The sequence below is a fragment of the Pseudomonas sp. GW821-FHT02H06 genome (assembly GCF_059421525.1).
Genome location: NZ_JBWKVD010000003.1, coordinates 36,755 through 50,791, shown reverse-complemented (window position 1 = coordinate 50,791; position 14,037 = coordinate 36,755). Strand labels below are relative to the sequence as shown.

Sequence of the window (14,037 nt, the reverse complement as noted above, 5' to 3'; positions counted from 1 at the left end):
TCGACTTATCCTTGAGTGCGACACCATTGGGCCGGATCACTAGGGCGACCCTGCTGACGAATAGCGAAATACAACGCTGGAGTGTCCTGACCGCCACCACTGTTACCGACAGTGGAGATCGCTTCTCCGGCTTTTACGACGTCACCGGCCTCTTTCAACAGGCTCTGGTTGTGACCGTACAGACTCAAATAACCATTGCCGTGGTCGAGAATGACCAGAAGCCCGGCGCCGCGCAACCAGTCGGCGAAGACCACCCGACCACCGTGCACCGCGCGGACCTGGCTGCCTGCAGCCGCACTGATCAACACACCGTCCCACTTGGTGCGCTCGTCATCGCCACGGCTTTCACCGAATCGCGCCAACAATCGACCATCGACGGGCCAAGGAAGTTTTCCCTTTGCTTGCTCAAAAGCGCCGCCGTACGACTGACCGGCACTGGAAACCATCGCGCCGGGCGCTTTGATCGGGCGACGCGGCGCTTCATCGCTGTCGTCCTTGCTGTTGTCTTTTTCACGGCTTTTCGCCAGCGCTTCCTGCTCGCGCTGCCGTTTCTCGGCCTCTTGCTGCGCGAGCAACGCCTTCTGGCGCGCCTCTTCGGCTTCGCGGGCCTGGCGGGCGAGGGTTTCTTCGATGGTCTTGAGGACCTTGGTCAGATCGGCTTGATCCTGCTGCCGCGACTGCAGCTTCTGGTCGCGAACCTTGTAGTCCTGATTCAACTTGGCCAGCGCTACCTGCCGTTCCTGGCGCACGGTATCGAGCTGGGCTTTCTGGTCATCCAGCGAGCTCTTCTGCACCAGGAGCTGCGCTTGCTGCAGGTCGATGTCTTTCTCGACGCCGGCCAGCTGGCGCAGGGTTTCATTGAAGTTGCGCAACTGCTCCAGGCGCGCCTGGCTCAGGTAATCGTAATAGGTGAGGGTGCGGGCGAATTTCTCTGGGTTCTGCTGATTGAGCAGCAGTTTGAGGTATTCCTGGCGGCCGCTCTGGTACGCAGCGCGGGCCTGAATGGCGATCAGTCGTTGTTGTTCAACGCGTGCGCTTTGGAGTTTTTTTTTCTCCTGGTCGAGCCGTTGCAGCTCGCTTTCAGTCTTTTTTAGTTCTTTTTGCAGGGCCTCCACCTGCTTTTCCAGCTTGCCCATCTCCGTTTCAGTGGAGCGCAGGTCTTTCTGAACGCCTGACTTTTCTTCCTGCAGCTGGCTCAGCGCTTTCTTCAGTTCGGTGATGTCCTGACGCGTGGCATCCAGCTGTTTCTGCGTTTGTGCGCGATCATCGTCGGCAAAGGCCGGATTGAGCATACAAATCAAAGCGAGGGTGATCAGGGCGCGAAGCATGAGGTTGGGCGATACCAGGAGTGAAGACGGGACTAGTATGCCCGGCGGTGGCTGCAAAAAAAACGCTCGGACGACTTGGCCGTCAGACATTTCATACAAAACCGGCCCGCCAGCGACTGGCGGACCGGTTCGAGAGGCTTACTTGGCGACCAGAATCGACGTGCCGGTCATTTCTTGCGGGATTTCCATGCCGAGCAGCGTCAGCATGGTGGGCGCGACGTCCGCCAATACGCCGCCATCGCGCACCTTCAGGTCACGCTTGCCGACATAAATGAACGGCACCGGCTCGGTGGTGTGAGCGGTGTGAGGCTGGTGGGTCTCCTCGTTGGTCATCTGTTCGACGTTGCCGTGGTCGGCCGTAATCAGCGCTTCTCCGCCGACCTTTTCCAGCGCCTGGGTGATGCGCCCGACGCAGACGTCCAGGCACTCAACGGCCTTGACGGCTGCTTCCATGATCCCGCTGTGGCCCACCATGTCGCCGTTGGCGTAGTTGACGACGATCACGTCATAACGCTGATGTTCGATGGCGTCGACGATTCGGTCGGTGACTTCCGGCGCGCTCATTTCTGGCTGCAGGTCGTAAGTCGCCACTTTGGGTGAAGGGATCAGGATGCGCTCTTCGCCAGGGAAGGGTTCTTCACGGCCACCGGAGAAGAAGAACGTCACGTGGGCGTACTTCTCGGTCTCGGCGATGCGCAGCTGAGTCTTGCCGTTGTTCGACAGGTATTCGCCGAGCACGTTGTGCAGGCCGGCCTTTTCGAACGCCGCGGGTGCGTCGATGTTGGCGGCGTACTTGGTCAGCGTGACGAAGCCGGCCAGCTTGGCCTGACGGCGACGGGCGAAGTCCGCGAAATCGTCTTCGACGAATACGCGGGTCAGTTCGCGGGCGCGGTCGGAACGGAAGTTCATGAACACCACCGCGTCGCCGTCTTCGACTGTCACCGGCGCGCCGATGCTGGTGGCTTTAACGAATTCGTCGTTCTCGCCTCGCTCATAAGCGGCGTCCAGCGCGGCCTTGGCGTTGTCGGCGTGGAACTCCGAAGTGCCGTCGACGATCAGGTTGTAGGCAGCTTCGACACGGTCCCAGCGATTGTCGCGGTCCATGGCGAAGTAACGGCCGATGATCGTGGCGGTGCGACCTTTGCCCAGGCGCGCGTAGGCTGCTTCCATGGTCTGCAGGTATTGATGGGCACTGCGCGGTGGCGTGTCGCGACCATCGAGGAAGGCGTGCAGGTAGATCTTGTCGGCGCCGCGCTTGGCGGCCAGCTCGACCATCGCCACCAGGTGATCTTCATGGCTGTGAACGCCGCCGTCGGACAACAGGCCGAGGATGTGCACGGCCTTGCGGGCGCTGACCGCTTGATCGACCGCTTTGCAGATGGCGGGATTTTCGAAGAACTCGCCGTCGCGGATCGCTTTGGTCACGCGGGTGAAGTCCTGATACACCACGCGGCCGGCGCCCAGGTTCATGTGGCCGACTTCGGAGTTGCCCATCTGCCCGTCAGGCAGACCGACATCCATGCCGGACCCGGAGATCAAGCCGTTTGGCATGGTCTGGTACAAGCGATCGAAGACCGGCATCTTCGCTGCGTAGACCGCATTGCCGTGGTGGCTGTCGCTGTGACCGAAGCCGTCCAGGATGATCAGAACCAAAGGTTTAGGCGTGGTAGTCATGAATCCCACTCTTGGCTAATAGGTGAAGTAGAAAAAAGATCGACAGTTTAGGGACAAGTTCAAATCGGCAACAAGCTAAACGACGTCACTGCCGTACGGGCTTTGGCCGACCTTGGGTGCTGTGTATACTGGCCGACATTTTAACGCCCTGGAACCTGATGATGGTTGCTCACCTGATTGAATTTGCCACGAATCACTATTTGCTGACGGGTGCTTTCGTCATCCTGCTGGGCCTGCTGATCGCAACCGAGCTTAGCAAAGGCGGCCGCAGCCTGAGCACCGGCGAATTGACCGCTCTGGTCAACCGCGACGAAGCCGTTGTCATCGACGTCCGCGCCAAGAAAGACTTCACTGCCGGCCACATCGTCGGCGCGGTGAATTTCCCCCAGGACAAAATCCTGACTCGCACTTCGGAGCTGGAGAAATTCAAGCCTAAAACCCTGATCATCGTCGACGCCGCTGGCCAGCACGCCGGCCATACCGCACGCGAACTGCTAAAAGCGGGCTTCAACGCCGCCAAGCTGTCCGGTGGTATTTCGTCATGGCGCGGTGACAACCTGCCGCTGGTGAAGTGAAATGACCGACGTCGTCGTCTACTCCAGCGATTACTGCCCTTATTGCTCCCGCGCCAAGTCGTTGCTGGCGGGCAAGGGTGTCGGCTTCCAAGAGATCAAGGTCGACGGCAAGCCACAGATTCGCGCTGAAATGACCAAGAAATCCGGGCGTACCTCGGTTCCGCAGATCTGGATCGGCCCGGTCCATGTTGGCGGTTGCGATGACCTGTTCGCGCTGGAGCGCGCCGGCAAGCTGGATAAGCTGCTGAGCGCCTGAATTCGAACCGGGATGTGGAAACGATGGTTTTTTGCACAGCCCGGAAGCCTACAAGACCCCAATGTAAGGATCTGAGATGACTGATCAACCGAATAACGGCGCCACTTCCAACGAAGAAGAAGCACCGCAGTTTTCCCTGCAACGCATCTACGTCCGCGACCTGTCGTTCGAAGCGCCAAAAAGCCCGGCGATCTTCCGTCAAGAATGGACCCCGAGCGTCAGCCTGGACCTGAACACCCGTCAGAAGCAGCTGGAAAATGACTTCTACGAAGTCGTGCTGACCCTGTCGGTCGAAGTGAAGAACGGCGACGAAATCGCCTTCATCGCTGAAGTCCAGCAAGCCGGTATCTTCCTGATCAAGGGCCTGGATGCCAGCTCGATGAGCCACACCCTGGGCGCGTTCTGCCCGAACATTCTTTTCCCGTACGCTCGCGAAACCATCGACAGCCTGGTTGTCCGTGGTTCGTTCCCTGCGCTGATGCTGGCCCCGGTGAACTTCGACGCCCTGTACGCGCAAGAACTGCAACGCATGCAGGAAAGCGGCGAAACGCCAACGCCTACCGTTCAGTAAGCGTTGTCGCCGCAATAAAAAAGCGCCTGTGAGGGCGCTTTTTTGTGGGCGGCATTCGGCGGTGCTGCGGGTGGGTTACTTGAACCCCAACTGCCGCCAGCCTTCATACACCGCCACTGCGACAGTATTCGACAGATTCAAACTGCGGCAACCTTCGCGCATCGGCAGGCGCAGGCGTTGGTCGCTCGACAGCGGATCCAGCACCTCCGGCGGCAGCCCTCGGCTTTCCGGGCCGAATAGGAAAGCATCGCCTTCCTGGAATTGCGCATCGTGGAAAACCCGCGAGCCCTTTGTGGTAAAAGCAAACAGCCGCGGGTGGCCGATGCTTTCAAGGCAGCTCGGCAGGTCGGCGTGACGATGCAGCGTGGCGTATTCGTGGTAATCAAGGCCGGCTCGACGCAGGCGTTTGTCATCCAGCTCGAAGCCCAGCGGCTCGATCAAATGCAGGCTGCAGCCGCTGTTGGCGCAGAGCCTGATGATGTTGCCGGTATTCGGCGGAATTTCTGGTTGAAAAAGGATCACGTGAAACATGCACGGCTCCGAACGAAAGGACGGGATGCATTCTACCCCTGAAGAAGACCCCAGGCCGAAGCTATGGCCCAAGTTTCTGGGCTCGGTGGCGATCGTTGGTGTGATGGTCGGGCTGATGATCGGCCGCGTGACGACCCCGGACCCCATCCAGCTGCAAACCGTCGAAGTGCTGCCGAACGGCGTTGCCGTGTGGTTTAACCGCGAGCCGCAGCTTCATGGTGAACACATCGACGGTGCTGTGGCGCTGCTGTTCAACGCCCAGGGTCAGGCGCAGAAAGGCGAACTGAAGCTCAACGGCAAAGACGTGCGCTGGAGAGTGCAACGAAGTGATAAAGGGCTGTTGCTGAACCTGCTGGCGGCCCGTCCTCTGCACGGCGACTGGCGCGGTGCAACCCAGGACGGGCGCTGGAGACTGGAGGTCAGTCTCCGGGAGGAATAAAAGAGGGGAATCCCCGGCCTGCCTGTACCAAGGTCCCCAAAACTGGTGATGTATAACCTATTGCAGCGTGCGTGCCAGTTTTAAGAAATTTCTGTAGGAATATTCGTAATGTCCTGCAGGCGACGGGTTTAGGGCCTTTCAGCCCGCGCCTTTTATAGACGGGTATAGGGACGAGGTTCGAATCGACTTTCGGAGTTGGATATTTGGTGAGCGTTTTTGCACGCTATTCGCGCATTTACCCGTACCGAGTGACCAAAGTGATGCACGCCAAAGCGGAGCGGCAAGGTTGCGCATCAACTATCGGCCTCCATTACATCTGGGTACCTGGATGGTCTTTGAGCTCGCTGACCCTCAAATTTGGGGCACCGGCTTTAGCCGGGAAGGCGTCAGGCGTTACGCCGCAAATCCATAGCGCACGTGGTGGCCTCTTCCCGGCTGAAGCCGGTCCCCCTAAAAGCATCGCGTGCATGCAGTGGGCTCGCTGAACCCTAAATTATGGGACCGGCTTTAGCCGGGAAGGCGTCAGGCGTTACGCCGCAAATCTACAGCGCACCTGGCGGCCTCTTCCCGGCTGAAGCCGGTCCCACTAAAAGCATCGCGTGCATGCAGTGGGCTCGCTGAACCCTAAATTGTGGGACCGGCTTTAGCCGGGAAGGCGTCAGGCGTTACGCCGCAAATCCATAGCGCACCTGGCGGCCTCTTCCCGGCTGAAGCCGGTCCCACTAAACGCATCAGCGCGCCTGCCGGCCTATTATCAAAACGGCGCATCACCCAGAATCGTTGCGCGGTGCATCACGCGGCGCTGCGGACGGTAATCGTCGACTGCGTAATGCTGGGTTACGCGGTTGTCCCACATCGCCACGTCGTTTGCCTGCCAGCGCCAGCGCAGGGTGAATTCCGGACGCGTACCGTGGGCGAACAGTAATTTCAGGATGGCCTCACTCTCGGCGGCTTCCAATTCATTGATCCGGGTAGTGAAGCCGTCGTTCACGAACAATGCTTTACGACCGCTCACCGGGTGCGTGCGAATGACCGGGTGCGACAGCGGCGGGTTCTTGTGGCGGGTCTCCTCCCAACGCGCGAGGTCTTCAGCCGTATTGCCAAAGCGCTCCAGCGGGAATGACCGGGTGAAGTCATGGGTCGCGGTGAGACCATCGAGCAACATCTGCATCGGCCGGGACAGCGCCTCGAACGCAGCGATGCCGCTCGCCCACAACGTATCCCCACCGTAAGCCGGCGCCTGCTTGGCGCTGAGCACCGCGCCCAGCGCAGGGGTCGGCAGAAAGGTGACGTCGGTGTGCCAGATGGCGTTGTCGCGCACGTCAGTGACCGCGGTATCGAGGATCAGCACTTCAGGCTGTTCCGGCACGTTGGGGTAGATCGGATGGATGTGCAGGTCACCAAAGTTGGCGGCGAATCGCGCTTGTTGTTGCGGCGTGATCGGCTGATCCCGGAAGAACAGCACCTGATGATCAAGCAGCGCTTGCTCGATGGCGTTGCGTTGTTCATCGGTCAGGTCGCGGCTGAGGTCAATGCCGCTGATCTGTGCGCCCAACGCCGGGCTGAGCGGGTGGATGTCAATGCTCATGGTGTTCTCGTGTGTTCGGCGCCGAAGTGTCGGCGTAGTCAGTAATAAGGTCTTGGATTCAGTGATTCTGGCCGTGCCAGGGCACGAGCTTGCGTTGCAGTGCGCGCAGGCCCATTTCCAGCGCGAAGGCGATCAGCGCGATGACCAGAATTCCCAGCACTACTACATCGGTCACCAGAAACTGCGCGGCGGACTGGACCATGAAGCCGAGGCCACTGGTGGCGGCGATCAACTCGGCCGCCACCAGCGTCGACCAACCCACGCCGAGGCCGATGCGCACGCCGGTCAGGATGTCGGGCAGGGCGCTGGGCAGGATGACGTGACGGATGAGCTGCCAGCGGCTGGCGCCCAGAGACTGAGCCGCGCGCAGTTTTGCGCTGTCGACCGTGCGCACACCGGTCGCGGTGGCGATGGCGATCGGCGCGAAGATCGCCAGATAAATCAGCAGGACCTTGGAGAATTCGCCAATGCCGCACCAGATCACGATCAACGGCAGGTAGGCCAGGGGCGGCACCGGGCGGTAGAACTCGATCAGCGGGTCGAAAATCCCACGCGCGATTCGGTTATGACCAATGGCGATGCCGACGGGAATGGCCGTCAGCACGGCGAAGAACAGCGCCAGTCCGATGCGTTGCAGGCTCGCCCCCAAGTGCTGCCACAGCGTGGAGTCCATGTAACCTTTGGTCATCAACAGCCAGGCTTTTTCCAGCACAGCGGCAGGCGGCGGAAGAAACAGCGGTTCGACCCACTCAAGGGCTGTGACCAACCACCAGCCGCCCAGCAGGAAAGCGAGGGTCAGCACGCTGATGGCGCGCGTGCTCACATAGAAAGAAGAGGGCTGGCGCGGTGCTGTTTGCACCGGCGCGCGAGTGAGGGCGGGCTCCGGCGATTGATAAATACTCATGCCCGTTGCTCCCGAATGCTTTGCCGCTGGGAAAATACCCGCGCGAGCACGTGCTCACGGGTTTCGATGAAGCGAGGGTCGGACTTGATGGCGCGGGCCGATTCACCTGCGCTGTAGCGCTGACCGAAGTCCAGCTTCAGGTGCTCGACAATGTGACCGGGGTTGGGCGCAAGCAGAATCAGATCGGTCGACAGGAACACCGCTTCTTCAATGTCGTGGGTGATAAGGAAGACCGGTTTGGCGCTGCGTTGCCAGACCTCCAGCAGCAGTTCTTGCATCTGTTCGCGGGTGAAGGCGTCGAGGGCGCCGAAAGGCTCGTCCATCAGCAGCACGCGCGGATCGGCCGCCAATGCGCGGGCAAGGCCCACACGTTGTTTCTGCCCGCCGGACAACTCCCAGATACGACGCTTCTCGAAGCCGGCCAGATCAACCAGTGCCAGCATGTCCCGCGCTTTGCTCTCGCGTTTTTCACGGGGGATGCCCGTCAGCTCCAGCCCGAATGCAACGTTTGCCAGTACATCCTGCCAAGGCAGCAGAGCGTCATCCTGAAACACGACGCCGCGCTCGGCGCCGGGGCCGTTCACCGGGACGCCATCAAGGGTGATGCGGCCTGCGCTTGGCGCGACGAACCCGGCAATCAGGTTCAACAACGAAGTCTTGCCGCTGCCGGATGGGCCCAGGGCAACCAGCAGTTGCTGCGGACCAAGGGTCAGGGAAATATCCGACAGCACCGGCTCGGCCGCACCGGGATACTGTGCGCTCATGCGCTCCAGCTGTAACAGGGCCATGGCATGGACTCCGCTTCTAATAGATGTGCGTCAACGGCATGGCTGTCGAAGCCGGCTCGGTATCGGGTGGACGCCTTCGCTTACTGGGTGACGAACTTCGCGCTCACGTAAGGGGTGTAATCGGCCAGGACGGCGTCGACCTTGCCTTGTTCCTTGAGGAACGCTGCGGTCTTGGTGATGGCGTCGGTGGTTGGCGCGCCCAGTTCAGTTACCTGATCAGCCGCCAGCGGGTAGACGTTGCCCTGCAACAGGCCCGGGATGTCGCCAGGTTTGGCGCCGGAGAGTTTCACCAGCTTGTCGACGTTGCTGGCATCGGCCAGCCAAGCGGCGGGGTCCTTGCGATAGGCGGCGTAGGCTTCCAGGGTGGTTTTGGCGAAGGCTTTGACGACCTCAGGATGCTTGTCGGCGAAGTCCTTGCGCACGATCCACGCATCAAAGGTCGGCGCGCCGACTTTCGCCAGCTCGCCCGAGGTGATCAGCACTTTGCCTGTCTCCTTGGCCACGCCGAGCGCCGGATCCCAGACGTATGTGGCGTCGATGTCACCGCGCTTCCATGCCGCCGCAATGGCCGGTGGGGCGAGATTGAGGATGGTCACTTTCGCCGGGTCGATTTTCCAGTACTTCAGGGCAGCGAGCAGGCTGTAGTGCCCGGTCGAAACGAATGGCACGGCGATCTTCTTCCCTATCAAATCCTGTGGGCCGTTGATGCCGGAGCCATTACGCGCAACCAGCGCCTCGGCAGCGCCGATCTGGGTGGCAATAAGGAACGTTTCCACCGGCACTTTGCGCGTTGCCGCCGCAGTGAGAGGGCTGGAGCCGAGGTAGCCGATCTGGACATCACCCGACGCGATCGCCGTGATCACGTCCGCGCCATTATCGAATTTGCGCCATGAAATCTTCGAACCCGTCGCCTTTTCATAGGCGCCATCAGCCTGAGCGACCTTCGCCGGATCCACGGTGGTCTGGTAGGCGACGGTGAAGTCAGCGGCCTGGGCGAAGAGTGCCGAGCCGGCAAGCGACAAGGCGGCCAGGACGCGTAGGGGTTTGAGCAGTTTCATGGTGACGCTCCGTAGAAAGGCACACCGCCTTCGAATGCCGCAGAGCGTAAATGATCTAAGAAAGTCGAAATAAATAACCTTTTGGAATTTGCTTAGTGTTAATTCCTATACGCGCGGGCTTGATGGGTGAGCATCGCGAGAGGAAAAACCCGAGCTCATGGACGATTCATCGAATCGTCACAACTTGTAAATATGATCGCGACGCCTGTTCAGCGATGTACCTGCAAGGATGGGGCGTTTCTCACGGACTGATCTGGATGGATGCACGATACGGCGCCGAGTTTTGCCGTGGTTTTCTCCCCGATGAGGTTTTTTCTGGCTTCGTCAGAAAACAGACGGGGAGCAGGGTGACAACTGCAACGTTTGCGACTACCGGAAAAGAAATTCCATGTATTTCAGTCGGTTGGAGAGGCAATTCTCACCCGATTTCGCAGGACGACCGTGACTTACCGGTCAAGTTCCGGTCGTACGTCGCCGCTAAACATATCGATCTGACGAACGGCATCGAAATATGTTTTGGGAATTAGGGATTAGGGCCGATACACTCCGCAACGGACGGCTGAAACGGCTTGTGACATATAACTGCTTGGCATAAAAGCAGGTCTAACAAGTCTTTTTAGGTTTAAAGGATTTCCCTTACCTTGCAGCCAGCTGTACCGCGGTCTAGTCAATTAGTCTTGGGGCCATTGACTCGCCGAGTCAGGTCCGGCGCTAATCGCGCATCCTCGGTTTTGAGCCTTAGGCTCTAGCCCGGGAACTACAAAAATTAGATTCATGAGGAGCGATACACAATGAAGAAGTCCACCCTGGCCTTGGCCGTATACGCAGGTGTCTTGGCTACTCAGGCCGGTGCAGCTGGTTTCCTGGATGACAGCAAAGCGACACTCAGTTCCCGTACTTTGTATTTCGAAGGTGATCCGCGCGAGCCGTCGTCGACTGGCGCCAAAGGGCAAGACCAGCGTCAGACCACTCAGGGTTTCCTGTTCAACTTTATCTCGGGTTACACCCCGGGTACTGTTGGGTTCGGCCTCGACGTTCAGGGCATGTACGGCATCAACCTGAGCGGCGGTATCGACAACCGTGCCGCTAACGGCAGTACTGCGAACACCGTTTCCCCTACAACTTCCGACGGTACGCCGGTGGCTGACTGGGCTCGCGCTGGGGCCAACGCCAAGGTCAAAGTCTCGAAGACCGAGTTGAAAGTCGGTAACGCTCTGCAGCCTAACCTGCCGATCCTCGTATCGAACGACGGTCGTCTGCTGCCGCAGACCTTCCAAGGTGGCATCGTCACTTCCAAGGAACTCGACGGTCTGACACTGACCGCCGGTAAGCTGACCCAAGCTGCCGGTCGTGCTTCCAGTAACTACGCTGACATGTCCTTGGCCGGTGGTTACAAAGGTTCGAACAATTTCCAGTTCGCAGGCGGCGACTACAAAGTCACCAAAGACCTGACCGTTCAGTACTACTACGCGAACCTGGAAGACTACTACAAGCAGCACTTCCTGGGCCTGGTCCACATCCTGCCGATCGCAGAGGACCAGTCGTTCAAGACCGACCTGCGTTACTTCCACAGCACCTCCGATGGCAAGAACGCCCATCAGGAAGTCAACACCGGCTATCGCTTCTCCAACGGCTACAGCAAAGACGGCCAGGGCGAAGTTGACAACGACACCTGGACTGCCATGTTCACCTACACCCTGGGTGGCAATGCATTCCTCTTGGGTTACCAGTCGGTGAGCGATGACGGCGGCATGCCGGTCATGAGCAACGGCAACGTTACCCGCAACAACCTCTCCAATGGTCGTAACGAAGGTGAAGGCGGTAACAGCGTTTACTTGTTCACCGACAGCATGATCACCAACTTCACCCGCGCCGGTGAGCAGACCAAGTTCGGTCAGTACTCGTATGACTTCGCACGCCTGGGCGTCCCTGGTCTGAAAGCTGCCATCGCTTACCTGTATGGCGATCAGATTCGTCTGCAGAACGCATCACTGGGTCGTGGTTCGGAGTGGGAACGTGACATGCGCATCGACTACGTGTTCCAGGACGGCTTCATGAAAGGCTTCGGCGTTACAGTTCGTCGCGCGAACCTGCGCTCCGATACCGATCTGTACGCTTCGCAGCAGAATACCGACCAGACTCGTGTGGTCCTCAACTACACCTACGCCTTCAAGTAAGCGTGATGTGTTGAAAAGAGCCCCGCTTCGGCGGGGCTTTTTTATGCCTGAAACAATGTCATCCAGCACCAATCGTTCCTTTTGTTTTCAGATGCTGGCATGCACAGTGATTCATACCTCACCATCCAAGGAGCACGACTGAATGGGCCTCAAACTCGGCGACATCGCACCCGACTTCGAACAGAACTCCAGCGAAGGACCGATCAAGTTTCACGAATGGCTGGACGATAAATGGGCGGTATTGTTCTCTCATCCTGCCGACTTCACCCCGGTATGCACCACCGAGCTGGGCTTCACCGCAAAACTCAAAGACGAATTCGACAAGCGCAACGTCAAGGCGATTGCCCTGTCCGTGGACTCGGCCGAATCCCACACCCAGTGGATTGGCGACATCAACACCACGCAGAACACCCTTGTGAACTTCCCGATCCTGGCGGACGAAGATCGCAAGGTTTCCGAGCTCTACGACCTGATCCACCCCAATGCCAGCGAAACCCTGACGGTGCGTTCGCTGTTCGTGATCGATCCGAACAAGAAGGTGCGCCTAACCATCACCTACCCGGCCAGCACCGGTCGCAACTTCCACGAGATCCTGCGGGTAATCGATTCGCTGCAGCTGACCGACAACTACAAAGTCGCCACGCCGGCAAACTGGAAGGATGGTGAAGACGTTGTCATCGTGCCGTCGATCAAGGATGAAGCAGAGATCAAGGAACGCTTCCCTAAAGGCTATACCGCCGTTACCCCTTACCTGCGCCTGACGCCACAGCCGAATCGCTGATACACCGGTTTCAACCATGACATTCGGGCCGATTTATCGGCCCTTTTTTTCTGCTGAAAACGCCATCCACGAAGAAATCCCCACCTATGTGGCAGTGAGCTTTCTCACGAAGGGGCCGGGGCATGCAGCCACTTGCTTTGGAGAATGAAAGTCAGTCTTCGCGAGCAAGCTCGCTCCCACGAGTTCGCGTAATGCCAAGAAGCACGGCAGAAGTTATATATTCTTTTTGGTGCTAACCAAATGAATAAATATGATTTTAGAGAATAACTATCCCCTGTTATGGTCTCTCCGTCCTGGCGAGATCGCCGGCAATGAATCCCTTTCCGCCTTACTGGTCCGCCATCGGACGAGCAGGTGCCACCTGTTAGCTACACACCAAAGGAGCGTGCCATGGGCACCGTTATTTTGCGTCGAAGCCTGGTCGCTCTGTTTGTTGCGGCGGTTTCCTTCGGCGTCCTTACTCAGGCCCAGGCCGATACCTTGCGCATCGGTTACCAGAAATACGGCACGCTGGTATTGCTCAAGGCCAAAGGGTCGCTCGAGAAAAAACTCGCCGACCAAGGCGTGCAGGTTCAGTGGACCGAGTTCCCCGGTGGTCCGCAGTTGCTTGAAGGCCTGAACGTGGGTTCGATCGACTTCGGCGTGACGGGCGAAACACCGCCTGTCTTTGCCCAGGCCGCTGGCGCTGATCTGCTGTACGTCGCCTCTGAGCCGCCGGCGCCCACCAGCGAAGCGATTCTGGTGCCCAAGGATTCGCCGATTACCTCGGTCAAAGACCTCAAAGGCAAGAAAGTCGTCCTCAACAAGGGCTCCAACGTGCACTACCTGTTGGTGCGCGCGCTGGAAGACGCCGGCCTGAAGTACACCGATATCCAGACCGTTTTCCTGCCGCCCGCCGATGCGCGTGCGGCCTTCGAGCGCGGCAGCGTCGATGCCTGGGTGATCTGGGATCCGTACCAGGCTGCCGCCGAGCAGCAGCTTCAAGCCAAGACACTGCGCGACGGCAAAGGCATCGTCGACAACAACCAGTTCTACCTGGCGACCAAACCCTATGCGCAGCAGCATCCCAAGGTGATTCAGACCCTGGTTGAAGAAGTGCGCGCGGTCGGCGAATGGTCCAAGGCCAACCCGGAAGAGGTGACCAAACAGGTTGCGCCACTGCTCGGCCTGCCGGAAGACATCACCCGCACGTCGGTGAAGCGTCAGGGCTACGGCGCCTCGTTCATCACGCCTGAAACCGTCGCCGCGCAACAGAAAATCGCCGACACCTTCTACCAGCTCAAGCTGATCCCTAAACCGTTGCGTATCGCTGATGTGATCTGGACGCCACCCGCTGCTGTCGCGAAAGCCCAGTAAGCCCGGCATTG

The 14,037-nt window shown here is 59.1% G+C and carries 14 protein-coding genes; 7 read left to right on the top strand and 7 right to left on the bottom strand.

Features of this window, described 5'->3' with window-relative positions:
* Positions 1-5: 5 nt before the first annotated feature.
* A complete protein-coding gene (locus AC07VF_RS06170; protein WP_495008431.1) occupies positions 6-1,328 on the bottom strand; it encodes a murein hydrolase activator EnvC family protein in 1,323 nt (440 codons plus the stop codon).
* Between the two features lie 138 nt (positions 1,329-1,466).
* Positions 1,467-3,002, bottom strand: a complete 1,536-nt coding sequence (gpmI, locus tag AC07VF_RS06165; protein WP_495008432.1) for a 2,3-bisphosphoglycerate-independent phosphoglycerate mutase — start codon at positions 3,000-3,002, stop codon at positions 1,467-1,469.
* Positions 3,003-3,163: 161 nt separating this feature from the next.
* Between gpmI and AC07VF_RS06160 the strand changes: the two genes are divergently transcribed.
* The 3 genes from AC07VF_RS06160 to secB all read left to right on the top strand — a co-directional run bounded on the left by AC07VF_RS06160 (position 3,164) and on the right by secB (position 4,404).
* Positions 3,164-3,577: a rhodanese-like domain-containing protein gene (locus AC07VF_RS06160; protein WP_346629546.1), complete on the top strand. Its 414-nt coding sequence runs from the start codon at positions 3,164-3,166 to the stop codon at positions 3,575-3,577.
* A 1-nt stretch (position 3,578) separates the two neighbouring features.
* Positions 3,579-3,833 carry a glutaredoxin 3 gene (gene grxC, locus AC07VF_RS06155; protein WP_192171286.1) on the top strand — a complete coding sequence of 85 codons (255 nt, stop codon included), beginning with the start codon at positions 3,579-3,581 and terminating at the stop codon, positions 3,831-3,833.
* A 76-nt stretch (positions 3,834-3,909) separates the two neighbouring features.
* Positions 3,910-4,404, top strand: coding sequence for a protein-export chaperone SecB (gene secB, locus AC07VF_RS06150; RefSeq protein ID WP_192171285.1), 495 nt, complete (start codon positions 3,910-3,912; stop codon positions 4,402-4,404).
* Between the two features lie 75 nt (positions 4,405-4,479).
* On the opposite strand, the gene trmL is transcribed toward secB, so the two are convergent.
* Positions 4,480-4,935: a tRNA (uridine(34)/cytosine(34)/5-carboxymethylaminomethyluridine(34)-2'-O)-methyltransferase TrmL gene (gene trmL, locus AC07VF_RS06145; protein WP_192171284.1), complete on the bottom strand. Its 456-nt coding sequence runs from the start codon at positions 4,933-4,935 to the stop codon at positions 4,480-4,482.
* On the opposite strand from trmL, the gene AC07VF_RS06140 reads away from it, so the two are divergent.
* Entirely contained in the window at positions 4,934-5,374 is a 441-nt protein-coding gene (locus AC07VF_RS06140) for a hypothetical protein (protein WP_192171283.1), read from the top strand. The two genes, trmL and AC07VF_RS06140, sit on opposite strands and share 2 nt — an antisense overlap.
* Before the next feature lie 754 nt (positions 5,375-6,128).
* Here the strand turns inward: AC07VF_RS06140 and tauD are convergent.
* The 4 genes from tauD to tauA all read right to left on the bottom strand — a co-directional run bounded on the left by tauD (position 6,129) and on the right by tauA (position 9,712).
* The gene (tauD, locus tag AC07VF_RS06135; RefSeq protein ID WP_495008433.1) at positions 6,129-6,962 is read right to left on the bottom strand and encodes a taurine dioxygenase; all 834 of its coding nucleotides are present in this window, start codon (positions 6,960-6,962) and stop codon (positions 6,129-6,131) included.
* 58 nt (positions 6,963-7,020) lie between these two features.
* Positions 7,021-7,866 (bottom strand): taurine ABC transporter permease TauC, encoded by an 846-nt coding sequence (gene tauC / locus AC07VF_RS06130; protein WP_495008434.1) that lies wholly within the window; start codon positions 7,864-7,866, stop codon positions 7,021-7,023.
* Entirely contained in the window at positions 7,863-8,654 is a 792-nt protein-coding gene (gene tauB, locus AC07VF_RS06125) for a taurine ABC transporter ATP-binding subunit (RefSeq protein ID WP_495008435.1), read from the bottom strand. Before tauB ends, tauC begins: the two co-directional genes overlap by 4 nt.
* Positions 8,655-8,734: 80 nt before the next feature.
* A complete protein-coding gene (gene tauA, locus AC07VF_RS06120) occupies positions 8,735-9,712 on the bottom strand; it encodes a taurine ABC transporter substrate-binding protein (RefSeq protein WP_192171279.1) in 978 nt (325 codons plus the stop codon).
* 791 nt (positions 9,713-10,503) lie between these two features.
* Here tauA and AC07VF_RS06115 point away from each other — a divergent pair.
* The 3 genes from AC07VF_RS06115 to AC07VF_RS06105 all read left to right on the top strand — a co-directional run bounded on the left by AC07VF_RS06115 (position 10,504) and on the right by AC07VF_RS06105 (position 14,026).
* Entirely contained in the window at positions 10,504-11,889 is a 1,386-nt protein-coding gene (locus AC07VF_RS06115) for an OprD family porin (RefSeq protein WP_192171278.1), read from the top strand.
* 142 nt (positions 11,890-12,031) lie between these two features.
* Positions 12,032-12,670, top strand: coding sequence for a peroxiredoxin (locus AC07VF_RS06110; RefSeq protein ID WP_495008436.1), 639 nt, complete (start codon positions 12,032-12,034; stop codon positions 12,668-12,670).
* 390 nt (positions 12,671-13,060) lie between these two features.
* On the top strand, positions 13,061-14,026 hold the full coding sequence (locus AC07VF_RS06105; protein WP_192171276.1) for a sulfonate ABC transporter substrate-binding protein: 966 nt from the start codon (positions 13,061-13,063) through the stop codon (positions 14,024-14,026).
* The last annotated feature ends 11 nt before the right edge of the window (positions 14,027-14,037 follow it).

Coding starts and splice junctions, on each gene's coding strand:
- tauB (WP_495008435.1), bottom strand. CDS start 8,654: ATGGCCCTGTTACAGCTGGAGCGCATGAGCGCACAGTATCCCGGTGCG.
- tauC (WP_495008434.1), bottom strand. CDS start 7,866: ATGAGTATTTATCAATCGCCGGAGCCCGCCCTCACTCGCGCGCCGGTG.
- AC07VF_RS06105 (WP_192171276.1), top strand. CDS start 13,061: ATGGGCACCGTTATTTTGCGTCGAAGCCTGGTCGCTCTGTTTGTTGCG.
- tauA (WP_192171279.1), bottom strand. CDS start 9,712: ATGAAACTGCTCAAACCCCTACGCGTCCTGGCCGCCTTGTCGCTTGCC.
- AC07VF_RS06140 (WP_192171283.1), top strand. CDS start 4,934: ATGCACGGCTCCGAACGAAAGGACGGGATGCATTCTACCCCTGAAGAA.
- gpmI (WP_495008432.1), bottom strand. CDS start 3,002: ATGACTACCACGCCTAAACCTTTGGTTCTGATCATCCTGGACGGCTTC.
- AC07VF_RS06170 (WP_495008431.1), bottom strand. CDS start 1,328: ATGCTTCGCGCCCTGATCACCCTCGCTTTGATTTGTATGCTCAATCCG.
- grxC (WP_192171286.1), top strand. CDS start 3,579: ATGACCGACGTCGTCGTCTACTCCAGCGATTACTGCCCTTATTGCTCC.
- secB (WP_192171285.1), top strand. CDS start 3,910: ATGACTGATCAACCGAATAACGGCGCCACTTCCAACGAAGAAGAAGCA.
- AC07VF_RS06115 (WP_192171278.1), top strand. CDS start 10,504: ATGAAGAAGTCCACCCTGGCCTTGGCCGTATACGCAGGTGTCTTGGCT.
- trmL (WP_192171284.1), bottom strand. CDS start 4,935: ATGTTTCACGTGATCCTTTTTCAACCAGAAATTCCGCCGAATACCGGC.
- AC07VF_RS06110 (WP_495008436.1), top strand. CDS start 12,032: ATGGGCCTCAAACTCGGCGACATCGCACCCGACTTCGAACAGAACTCC.
- tauD (WP_495008433.1), bottom strand. CDS start 6,962: ATGAGCATTGACATCCACCCGCTCAGCCCGGCGTTGGGCGCACAGATC.
- AC07VF_RS06160 (WP_346629546.1), top strand. CDS start 3,164: ATGGTTGCTCACCTGATTGAATTTGCCACGAATCACTATTTGCTGACG.